8 protein-coding genes are annotated in these 11,891 nt (G+C 46.9%); 1 reads left to right on the top strand and 7 read right to left on the bottom strand.

All coding sequences use genetic code 11. From position 1 onward, the window contains the following. Positions 1 to 244: 244 nt before the first annotated feature. The 4 genes from AC58QT_RS00670 to AC58QT_RS00655 all read right to left on the bottom strand — a co-directional run bounded on the left by AC58QT_RS00670 (position 245) and on the right by AC58QT_RS00655 (position 4,588). Positions 245 to 559, bottom strand: a complete 315-nt coding sequence (locus AC58QT_RS00670) for an MGMT family protein (protein WP_497407314.1) — start codon at positions 557 to 559, stop codon at positions 245 to 247. Beyond that, positions 559 to 1,644: a lactonase family protein gene (locus tag AC58QT_RS00665; RefSeq protein ID WP_497407313.1), complete on the bottom strand. Its 1,086-nt coding sequence runs from the start codon at positions 1,642 to 1,644 to the stop codon at positions 559 to 561. The genes AC58QT_RS00670 and AC58QT_RS00665 overlap by 1 nt, the downstream gene beginning before the upstream one ends. A gap of 424 nt (positions 1,645 to 2,068) precedes the next feature. Further along, positions 2,069 to 3,640: an L-glutamate gamma-semialdehyde dehydrogenase gene (gene pruA / locus AC58QT_RS00660; protein ID WP_497407312.1), complete on the bottom strand. Its 1,572-nt coding sequence runs from the start codon at positions 3,638 to 3,640 to the stop codon at positions 2,069 to 2,071. Between the two features lie 33 nt (positions 3,641 to 3,673). Beyond that, positions 3,674 to 4,588 carry a proline dehydrogenase family protein gene (locus tag AC58QT_RS00655; RefSeq protein ID WP_497407311.1) on the bottom strand — a complete coding sequence of 305 codons (915 nt, stop codon included), beginning with the start codon at positions 4,586 to 4,588 and terminating at the stop codon, positions 3,674 to 3,676. Between the two features lie 231 nt (positions 4,589 to 4,819). Here AC58QT_RS00655 and AC58QT_RS00650 point away from each other — a divergent pair, with 231 nt between their 5' ends. After that, a complete protein-coding gene (locus AC58QT_RS00650; RefSeq protein ID WP_497407310.1) occupies positions 4,820 to 6,547 on the top strand; it encodes a sigma-54 interaction domain-containing protein in 1,728 nt (575 codons plus the stop codon). A 58-nt stretch (positions 6,548 to 6,605) separates the two neighbouring features. Here AC58QT_RS00650 and AC58QT_RS00645 read toward each other — a convergent pair whose 3' ends face one another. The 3 genes from AC58QT_RS00645 to AC58QT_RS00635 form a co-directional block, all read right to left on the bottom strand. Continuing rightward, positions 6,606 to 8,249, bottom strand: a complete 1,644-nt coding sequence (locus AC58QT_RS00645) for an exosporium glycoprotein BclB-related protein (RefSeq protein WP_497407309.1) — start codon at positions 8,247 to 8,249, stop codon at positions 6,606 to 6,608. Between the two features lie 212 nt (positions 8,250 to 8,461). Next, positions 8,462 to 10,738 (bottom strand): collagen-like protein, encoded by a 2,277-nt coding sequence (locus tag AC58QT_RS00640; RefSeq protein ID WP_497407308.1) that lies wholly within the window; start codon positions 10,736 to 10,738, stop codon positions 8,462 to 8,464. A 260-nt stretch (positions 10,739 to 10,998) separates the two neighbouring features. After that, positions 10,999 to 11,838 (bottom strand): phytanoyl-CoA dioxygenase family protein, encoded by an 840-nt coding sequence (locus tag AC58QT_RS00635; RefSeq protein WP_497407307.1) that lies wholly within the window; start codon positions 11,836 to 11,838, stop codon positions 10,999 to 11,001. Positions 11,839 to 11,891: the final 53 nt, after the last annotated feature.

Raw genomic sequence — 11,891 nt, 5'->3', positions numbered from 1 at the left:
ATTACAGTAGTCTATTCGCCACTTTGAAACTTTGTAACTCTTTATGTGTTGTTTTCAGATTTTTGGGCGTTTAACTAACTACTGGATCTTCATGTCCATCGACTTAGAGGGGCTCTTCCATTCTCTCCTCCTATGAATGCAAAACAAAACGCCGCTCTCACCACAATCACTGAAAGGACTTAATCCTCAGTAACCATGATAAAAACGGCGAATGCTTCACAACCAATGTCATATTATTTGTTTATTATTCCATTTCCGATCGAACTTGATATTTCTCAAGAGAAACTGTTAGCTCATCCGAAACCTGAACACCTTCCGACTCTAACAAAAACCTTTGCAACTGCGCACCTTCATCATCTTGGATAGCAATTTCACCTCGAATATTAATTACTCTATGCCAAGGGAGTCGGTGCTTCTTACTCATCGTATGCATAATGCGTACAACTTGCCGCGCCGCTCTAGCACTCCCTGCTTGCCGCGCAACCTGACCATATGTCATTACTTTGCCTTCGGGAATGGATCCAATGACGTGGATTACTCGCTCTGTAAAAGGAGTCATTATACCTCGAGAAACTTAATGCACACTGGTTGTGACATCTCGAGCACACTCCCTGTCGGAACCAGCTTCCCAGTAGCCTCATCACGTGAAAAACTTACGATATTGTCAGAGTCTTTATTCGCGACTAATACAAATTTACCATCTGGTGAAATCCCGAAGTTACGGGGATGCTTACCTAGCGTAGGCGCATGTTCAACTAGCGTGAGATGGCCTGTTAGTTCATCAATGGCATAGACAACAATGCTATCGTGTCCACGATTGGAACCATACAGGAAACGACCGTCAGGTGAGATATGGATGTCGGCGCAAGCATTTTCACCATCATAGGAGACTGGCAACGTTGTTATATTTTGAAATTCAGAAAGTTGTCCTCGTTCTTCGTCATAGCCAAACGCCGTCACTGTAGACCCAAGCTCATTAATCACATATCCAAACTCGAAGGATGGGTGAAATGCAAAATGTCGTGGTCCAGACCCAGGTTGGACTGAGACTTCATCATGTAGGATGAGACGTTTCGCTACGAGATCTAATTTATATAGAAAAATTTTATCAAGTCCTAAATCACAAGCACCGATAAAGCGATTCGCACGATCTACGAAAACAGAATGCGCACGCGGTCGATCCTGTACGGGAAGTAAACTTGAACCCTCATGCTGCCGAATATCAGCAGAAATCCCAATTTGTCCATCCGCTAGAATCGGCGATAGCCCCACCATACCACCATGATAACTAGTTACCATCACCACTTGGTTCATGTTGTCTAACTGAATGTGACAAGTTGTAGCTGGCAAGGTGTTTTCATGATTGAGTAGATCTAATTCACCAGTGTCCAGATTAATTGTATAGGCGCTAGCTGCTCCACATTTCTGCCCCTCTGTGCCAACACCTTCACCAAGTGCGTAAAGTCTTGCATTGTCTGCATCGACAGCAAGAAAAGTTGGATTTTGCAACCCCGAGACGTTGTGTTTTAATGTCAGACTCCCTGTTTCTGCATCATATTGTGCCGTATATACCCCTGGATTCTTCGCATCGGCGTAAGAACCAATAAAAGCTAGTGTTTGTTGTGTCGGTTGCTGCTTGTTCACGGATGTCACTCCCATTCATCTATTTTCACTATGTGCATTATCTCAAATCCTTGACTATGGGGCAACTTTTTATAGATGGAGGGGTATGTGCCAGTTCAATTTTGAGGATGCAACTACTTTAAATAACGTTATGGGAAAACGCTAATCCGTGCTAATGGACGACCAGGTGAACAATAACGTTACGCGATAACGCTAAAAGCTCCAAAATCGAAGTTTCCTGCGTATTTCAACGCTTTAGCGTTATACGATCACTTTATTTCCAGTAGAAATGAGAAAACATTCAAGATAAGATGATGCCATCACCTTATCTTGCGTGGTCTTCTGAGAAGTAGAAACGAAAAAAGGAACTTAGCAGGTTTAATGTATCAAACCGCTAAGCTCCTGGGACAGACTCTATCTTACATCGGATATGGGTGTTAATCTCTTACACTTTGCGCGAAGTCATCTTCGCTTGTGTCAACAGCATCAAGTAGTCGTAGCCGCCAGCTTTGGAGTCCGTACCGGACATGTTGAATCCGCCGAATGGGTGCACGCCGACAAGTGCTCCCGTACATTTGCGGTTAATGTACAAGTTACCACAATGCACGGTTTCCAACGCTTCTGCGATGCGATCTTCATCTGTGGAGAAGTACGAACCCGTCAATCCGAACTCCGTATCATTGTACATCGCGATAGCTTCTTGCCAATTCGCTGCTTTCGCAATCGCGAGTACCGGTCCAAAGATCTCTTCCTGCATCAAGCGGGCCTTGCCGCTAACATTACCGAACACGGTTGGCTGAATGTAATAACCATTACCTTCCGCTTTGCCGCCGCCAACTAGCAGTGTTCCTTCGCTTTTACCAACTTCGATATAGTCCAAAATCCGTTCATACGACGTCTTATCAATAACTGGACCTGCCGCGAAGTTCATTTCAGGCAAACCGCTTTGTATTCTGTTGGTATAGGCTACAACCTTTTCAACCACTTCATCATAGACCGATTCTACGATAATGGCGCGGGAACCAGCGGAACATTTTTGACCTTGGAAGCCAAAAGCGGAAGCTACTATTGCAGCCGCTGCTGCATCCAGATCTGCTGTTTCGTCAACGACGATACCGTCTTTGCCACCCATTTCAGCAATTACACGCTTAATCCAAATTTGACCTGGGGCAACGTCTGCTGCAAGTCTGTTGATACGTAAGCCAATCTCTTTGGACCCTGTGAAGGAAATGAATCGTGTTTTCGGATGTGTCGTCAAATAGTCGCCAACTTCAGCACCACTACCCGGAATGAAGTTAATGACACCAGCTGGTATACCTACTTCTTCCATCAAAGCTACAAATTTGTGCGCGATCACAGGCGTCGTAGACGCTGGCTTCAGTAATACCGTATTACCTGAAACAACAGCAGATACTGTCATCCCTACACAAATCGCCAACGGGAAATTCCATGGTGGAATCACAACACCAACACCTAGCGGAATATAAGAAATCTGATTGTTCTCACCAGGAATTCGTACCAATGGTTGTACTTCATTGATTTGGCTCAAACGAATCATCTCACGCGCGTAAAATTCGATAAAATCAATCGCTTCCGCCGTATCGACATCGGCCTCAACGTAGTTTTTGCCGGATTCCAGAATCATCAGTGCTGAAAACTCATGCTTTCTCTCACGCATAAGCTTAGCGGCTTTGAACAAATATTCCGCGCGCTCTCTAGCGGGAACCTTTTTCCAGGACTCGAAAGTTTCGAGTGCGACGTTCATTGCTTTTTCAGCCAAAGCCTGGTCCGCCTTACTCACATAACCAATAACTTCATCCACATTCCCTGGGTTAATCGAAGTAATTTTCGCTTCAGTCATGACTTTCTCTGCACCAATGTAGAGGGGGTACTCAAGTCCGAGTTCACCTTTCACCTTCGCGATCGCCGCTTGCATTGCCTTCACATTGTCCTCTAGTGCAAAATTCGTAAACGGTTCATTCGTGTATGGCGTTACCTTCGTTGTTAATGTAGTCATGTATAATGGCTCCTCTCCGAATAGAAAGCTTATTTATTTGAACATATTTTTAAGAACAAACCAGACATTAGCTGGACGTTCCGCTAACCTTCTCATGAAATAACCGAACCAATCCACACCATATGGCACATAAATGCGAACGCGGTAGCCCTCTTTCACTAACTGCTTTTGCAAATCTTCACAGATGCCATAAAGCATTTGGAACTCGAATTGGTCTTTTCCAATATTATTCTCACGTACAAATTGTTTCGTAAAATGAATAATCGCCTCATCATGGCTGGCGACAGCTGTATAATGTCCATTCAATAGATGCTTCTGAATAATAACTTTGTAATTCTCATCGACGGCACTTTTCTCTGGAAAAGCAACCTCTGGAGACTCTTTGTAAGCGCCTTTTACCAAACGCAAATTGGCACCAAGCTGATTCAGATCGTCCATATCCTGCAGGGTACGGAACAGGTACGCTTGAATCACAATCCCAACATTGTCATATTCCTGGCGAAGCTCACGGTAAATATCAAGCGATACTTGACAATGCGCATAATCCTCCATATCAATACGGACAAAATTCCCATGGAGACGAGCCCGATCTAGTATCCGTTTCATGCTGCTTACACATAGATCTCTGCTAATATCCAATCCTAAGGAAGTCATTTTCAAGGATAAATTGGAGCGAACACCCGACTCAGCAATTGCGTCCAACGTTTGGATGCACATGGCAGCCGATTCTAATGCTTCTTCCACGCTAAAAACAAACTCACCCAAATGATCCAACGTTGCTACGCGGCCATCTTGATTCAAGCCACGCACCGCGTTAATGGATTGTTGGATCGTTTCTCCAGCCACAAAACGTGCAGCGCCAAAGCGGAGTCCATATTTTTTCGCTAAGCGATTGGCTGCGCGACTTTTACCTAGGGATTGAAACATATTACGCATCATGAGTTCCATCTATGGTTGCCTCCAAGAAGTAATTGAACACTTATGTTTAATTTATAATTGGATTATACACTTTATTTTTGTTTTTGAACACTATTTGTTCAAAATAATTTAAACTTGTACACAAAACCATTAAAATCGTTTCATATCTGTACAATATTCATACGAGGTCCAAGATGTGTTGAATCACCTACCTTTTCATGGTAAATTAATACCAAATAAGGCGGATAAAAGAGGGGCAACATGTTCATTCCTGAACACTTTCCATTGAACACACAGTTTCAAACACTTCCTATTGAGACAGAGCTTTCGGAGGTTACTGCTTTGCTTCTTAAAGGCATGGCCGTACTTGTTCATTCCGATCAAACCGTGGCATTATTCACTCCTGAGGATATGGGGCTTTTGCATGTTTTTTCGGCTGTGCATGTGGCTGAATTACTGCAAATGACATCGTTTTTCACTACTCCGTTGTATGCTCTGGCGCATTTAACCACACAAGCAAATAAGCACGAACTTCAAAATCGAATGAAACGCAACATGCTATGCCTAGATGAAGAAGGTACGATTGTTGGTTATCTCACTTCCGTTGGGTATGCGGACTATGCAATGAAAGAAGCACAGAAGTGGTACGCCTACTTTGCTGCGCTAGCAGACACCGTGACCGATGCCGTAACCGTTGTTGATCGGGAAGGTGCCGTCATTTGCTGGAACCCTGTCGCAGAAGATCTTTACGGGCTGCCGCGAGCAGATATTGTGGGCAAGCGGATTGGAGAGCATTTTGACATCGAAAATTTGATGGTTCTTAAAATGTTAGATGAAGGCAGGCTCATCCGTAATACGTATCACCGCCCACGACCTGAAACGCATGTCCTTATCAATGCCTCACCGATCAAAGATGCCGCGGGCACCATTATTGGCGGAATTGCAACCGAACAAGATATTACACAATTGGTGCGATTGAATGAACAATTAACAACTGTCGAGTCTGTCGGACTCCCTTTGGAAGCATCACATGATGACCCATTTGCTCTAATCAAAGGAAAAGGGCCTGCCATCGGCAAGGTCATCCAATGGGCCAAAAAAGTCGCCGCTACCGAAACCCCTGTCCTTCTAATAGGCGAATCCGGGGTAGGAAAAGAGCAATTGGCGCAGATCATTCACCAATCTAGTTCGCGCTCAGCACAGCCTTTCTTAACCATTCATTGCGGTGTCGTACCTGCTGGGATATTGGAAACCGAACTTTTCGGTTATCAAGGCGGCGCCTTCAGCGGAAGCGAAAGTGGACAACCCGGTAAATTAGAACAGGCCAAAGAGGGTACACTATTTATTAACGATATTGAGAAAATGTCACTGGATCTCCAGGCCAAGCTATATCGCTATATCACACAGCAGACACTTGTCCGATCTGGTGGGAACCAACCTATCAATGTGAGGACACGCATTATTATTGCTACGACACAGGATCTTGCCAGCAAGCTTGCTGCGCATGAATTCCGGACAGATCTGTACTACGCCCTAAATGTTGTGTCCATCCGAATTCCGCCTCTACGTGAGCGTATCGAGGATATTCCAGCGATGGTTCATATGTATCTCAAACAATTTTCGATGCACTATCAGAAACCTGCTCCATCGTTAGCACCAGAAGTCATATTGGCATTAACACAATACGAGTGGCCAGGCAATATACAAGAATTGAAAAATGTCATCGAGCGCAGCATTATTTTAAATGAAGATGAAATGTTGACTTTAGACCAACTCCCTCCAGCTCTCCAAGAGCAGCAATCGCGCTTGGTTCAGGACGATGAGTCAGTGACGATGATTTTAAAGGAAAAAGGGAGTATAAGTGATGACATTACATTAATCGAAGAGGCACTAGCCAAAACGGCAGGAAATAAAAGCGCAGCAGCTAAGCTCCTAGGCATTTCGCGTGGAACACTCTATAATAAAATGAAAGAATTCGACATTGAGTAATGAAAGTTGAAAAAGAGAAAGAGCTAACCCCTATGGGTTAGCTCTCTTTGGCTTACAATTAAACGATTTCAAGCCCAGCGCTTGCATATCCTACAACTGTGTTGATCAATGTAACACCAGTAGCCGTAGCTGAGAAAACTAGCAGTAAGCGTGTTTCTGATGTAACTGGAATGCCCAACCCTGTTACTACTCCGTTTGAATTATCTCCAAGTGAGATAAGACCAGTCAACGGAGGTGCCAATGTAACTACTGCGCCAGGTATTGCTGTGAAAATATTGTCCGGCGTAGTTGAGCTATACAATTGTGCCGTAATTGTAACCGTTGAACCTACAAGCGTAAGTGCTACAACATTACTGAAATAAGCAGCAAGTGAATTAATTGTTCCTGCACGTGGAACTGAGAAAGCAAAGTTTAGCAAGCCTCCAGCAGCACCTGTAAGATCAATTGTTCCACCAACAATACTTACGCCTGGAGCACTGCTACCAAAGCCTACAAGTGTCGATGTTCCGACTAGACCACCAAGTATCGTAGTTAAAGTAGCTGGAAGCCCCGATGCGAAAGGAATAATAGAACCTGATCCATCTAAGCCCGTTGCTCCTGTTGCTCCCGTTGCACCTTCATCACCTGTTGCTCCGGTCGCTCCCGTTGTTCCAGTTGCTCCGGTTGCACCTGTGGATCCCGTTGAACCCGTTGCTCCCGTTACACCTTCATCACCTGTTGCTCCTGTTGCTCCCGTTGTTCCAGTTGCACCTGTATCACCTGTTGATCCTGTTGCTCCGGTTGCTCCTGTTTCACCAACGTCTCCGGTTGCTCCTGTCGCGCCAGTTGTACCTGTTGCTCCTGTATCTCCTGTTGAGCCCGTGGCACCTGTTGCTCCTGTTTCACCAACATCGCCAGTTGCTCCTGTTGCACCTGTACTTCCTGTTGCACCTGTTGCTCCTGTTGACCCCGTTGAACCTGTTGCTCCTGTATCTCCTAAATCCCCAGTTGCTCCTGTAGCGCCCGTGGATCCTGTTGCACCTGTCGCTCCTGTTGATCCCGTTGCACCAGTAGCTCCAGTATCACCTACTCCTGGTCCTGTTGGTCCCATCGGACCCATTGGACCCATTGGTCCCATTTCTCCTGCACCCGTTGCTCCTGTTCCTCCAGTTGCCCCAGTTCCACCTGTCGCTCCCGCTAGCCCCTGTATCCCAGTAGCTCCTGTTGGCCCCGCAGGCCCCATTGGTCCCATCGGACCTACCCCGTATGGACCCGTTGCACCTGTTGCACCTCTAGGCCCACGTTCTCCATCTTCACCGTGTTTCCCTTTTGGTCCTGTCGGACCTGTTGGGCCAGTTGCTCCGGTTGCACCCTTTGCACCTGTTGCTCCTGTCGCACCCGTTGCTCCTGTAGAACCTGTACCTGCTGCACCTGTTGCTCCCGTTGCTCCGGTTACTCCATGTAAACCTTGTGCTCCTGTCGCACCCATTTCACCACGAAAGCCTCTGAAACCGCGTGGACCACGATCTCCTTTCGGGCCTTTCTTACAACATCTGCGACGAAGTTTGACTACAACAACTTTGTGACAACCTTTTTTTCCAGTTTTTCTTTTTTTGTGGCAGCCACAGCCACCTACTTTGTGGAGCTTAACGCCACTTTTTTTAATGGTTACACGTTTTTTCAACGGTAGTACACTTTTCTTCTTGCCAACTAAGAGACTCAACTACAACACCTCCTGTGATGATTCATCATACGAATTACGCACAAGGTTTGTCTGTACTATTTGGCAATAGATGGTTGTCCAACACAAAATATGCATATGACTATATGTCCATATGACATGCATTAATATATGTATAGGATAAGAGCTGACCACGAGGTCAGCTCTTACTAACTTGCCAGGACAACTTAAATTGTTGCATAAGTTTTACTTTTTTATAATATGCGGAACGCTGACCATACGATTCCAGTCGTGTCTCCTGCTCCTAAATCAAGGGAAATTGTTAAACCATCAGCTTCGTAGAAGAGACCAACTACATCTCCTGCTGTCAATTGAACTGTACCTGACATTGTAACCGTCCCATCTCCTAAAATCGCTCTTAATGTTAAAATTAAAGCGACGTTAACATTTAATACAGGGAACAATGCAGATAATAAATCTGTAGTCGTTGGTGATGTTCTACGGATTACCAACGATGGCGTTATTCCAGCGCCAAGGCTTACGGTTATTGCTGCGGTTGTGGTGTAGCTAATTGTCGCTTCAAATTGATATCTGCCTGTTGTTGGAACCGTGAAGTTTCCAGTAGTAGGATCAAACGTTGTTCCATTATAATAAGGGCTTGCGACAGACCACGTTGTGATTTGCGTTGAAGCAGCTGTAGTTAACGAAGCTTTAGAAGCTGAGAACGAATCTGCAAGTACATTCGGACCTGTTGCACCTGTAGCGCCGGTTGCTCCTGTGGCTCCTGTGGCTCCGGTTGGACCAGCCAATCCTGCATCTCCCGTTGCTCCTGTCGCTCCTGTTGCTCCGGTTGGACCAGCCAATCCTGCATCTCCCGTTACTCCTGTCGCTCCTGTTGCTCCGGTTGGACCAGCAAGTCCTGCGTCACCCGTTACTCCTGTCGCTCCTGTTGCACCGGTTGGACCAGCAAGTCCTGCATCTCCCGTTACTCCTGTCGCTCCTGTTGCTCCGGTTGGACCAGCCAAACCTGCATCACCCGTTACTCCTGTCGCTCCTGTTGCACCGGTTGGACCAGCAAGTCCTGCATCACCCGTTACTCCTGTCGCTCCTGTTGCTCCGGTTGGACCAGCCAATCCTGCATCTCCCGTTGCTCCGGTTGCTCCCGTTGGACCTGTCGGACCTGTTACACCTGTTGCTCCGGTTGGACCAGCCAATCCCGCATCACCTGTTACTCCGGTTGCTCCCGTTGGACCTGTCGGACCTGTTACACCTGTTGCTCCGGTCGGACCAGCCAATCCCGCATCACCCGTTACTCCGGTTGCTCCCGTTGGACCTGTCGGACCTGTTACACCTGTTGCTCCGGTTGGTCCAGCCAATCCTGCATCTCCCGTTGCTCCGGTTGCTCCCGTTGGACCTGTCGGACCTGTCGCTCCTGTTGCTCCTGTTGCTCCGGTTGGACCAGCCAATCCTGCATCTCCCGTTGCTCCGGTTGCTCCCGTTGGACCTGTCGGACCTGTTACTCCTGTTGCTCCGGTTGGACCAGCTAATCCTGCATCTCCCGTTGCTCCGGTTGCTCCCGTTGGACCTGTCGGACCTGTTACTCCTGTTGCTCCGGTTGGACCAGCAAGTCCTGCATCTCCCGTTGGTCCAGTTGGACCAGTTGGACCTGTCGAGCCTGTAGCTCCAGGAAGTCCAGTAACTCCTGGCAATCCTGCTGTTCCGGTTGCGCCTGTCGAACCTGTTGCACCTGTTGCACCTGTAGCTCCAGTAGTTCCTGTCAATCCCGCTGTTCCTGTTGCACCTGTTGCTCCTGTTGCTCCTGTAGCCCCAGTTGCTCCGGTTGCTCCAGCTTCACCTGGTAATCCCATTTCACCTGTCGGTCCTGTTGGCCCTGTGTCTCCTGTCGAACCTGTCGCTCCTGTTGCACCTGTCGCTCCTGTTTCCCCTACGCCAGGACCAGTAGCACCTGTTGCTCCCGTTGCTCCTGTTGCACCTGTAGCTCCGGTTGCACCAATTCCTGTAGATCCGGTCGTTCCGGTTGGTCCCGTTGCACCAGTTCCTCCTGTTGCACCAGTTGGACCTGTTGCCCCAGTTGCTCCAGTATCTCCTTCAGCGCCTGCTGCCCCAGCTGGACCTGTTGCACCCGTAATACCATGTGCACCAGTTGGTCCTGTCGCACCTGTTGCTCCAGTATCGCCTTCGTCTCCTGTTGCTCCTGCTGCCCCTGTCGCTCCTGTTGCACCATGCGCTCCTGTAGGTCCTGTTGCTCCAATGGCTCCTGTTGAGCCTTTTGCTCCTGTTGTCCCCGTTGCTCCTGTTGCTCCTGTGGCACCATGTGCTCCAGTTGGCCCCGTTGCTCCAATGGCACCCGTTGAACCTTTTGCTCCTGTTGTACCAGTAGCCCCAGTTGCACCTGTCGCTCCCTGTGCACCTGTTGGCCCTGTTGCTCCCGGTACTCCAGTTGAACCTCTTGGACCCGTCGAGCCAGTTGGCCCAATAGGACCCGTTGGTCCTGTTACTCCATCACTCATAAGTTACACCTCCTAATTAATACTGCATCATATGAACAATTTACTATTATCGCTTGTACAATACGGCAATAGACTTTAAGATTGGTAAAATATGCCTTTGACTACTAGAACATTTACTAGACACTAAACTATTTAAAATTAGTCTATCTTTTTTAACCAAGATGACATCATTCCTCTCCTTCAACACCGCGTATACATAACAAATAATCCTCCTGCCCAAACTCTCGGAAGGAGGATTATCTATTAAATAAATGATTAAATTAACATTCCGCGCCACTCATCTCATTCGTAAAAAACCGTTTATACTCTTTCGGTGTAAGTTTCGTTGCTGATTCTCCTACATAATGAAATTGCAAGGCACGACGCTTCTTAATCGATAGATTATAGGGTGTTCCGTGCTTGAGTAATCCGTGGAACAAAAGAATGCCACCAGGCAATAAAGGCACCGCTACATCCCTCTCCACTTGCACATGAGCATCGCAAAGCTGCCAGTCTCGAATAGCGTAATGAGGCGTTGCCCCATCGGCATGTGAGCCAGGGATGACATGCATACAGCCATTGTCTAATGCCGCTTCATCGAGTGCGATCCACACACCAACCACGGGTTTCTCATAAGCCAAATTCCCATAAGCCATATCTTGATGCCAAGGCTTCTCCCCTCCACCATGTGGAGGTTTGAGTAGAGCCATGTTCTGAACGAGCCGCGGTGTCTCCCCCAAAATATCTTGAACCATGGCTAGAATCGCAGGATGCTCCGCAATCCTTTGTAAGCGCTCCTCTACTTGAACAAAATCATTCACTTTTCTTATCGCGAGTTCCTTCTCTTCATCCGTTTTCAACTCACTCTTCGGTTTCGTGAACTGAATATGAGCTCCTTTATCATCTTTATAAATAAGATCATACAAAGCTTCTTTCGAAATCTGAATCTCTTTTTCATTTAAAATATGCTCAACAGCAGCATAGCCCTCACGCCAGTAATTGACCAGATGAGTCTCATTCCAGTTCGTAAACCCATTAATTTTCTCTGCAATACGATCATACCGATACAATTGTGCCGAAATTTCTTCAGGTGTTGGATTGCTTTGTTCGAATATAGCCATAGCGATAACCCTCCGTTTAAATAATTCGACTATTAATAGCTTTATTATAGAAT

The organism is Paenibacillus sp. J31R109 (assembly GCF_059692055.1).
Note: the sequence above shows the minus strand (reverse complement) of the source record. Positions and strands in the feature narration are given on the sequence as shown.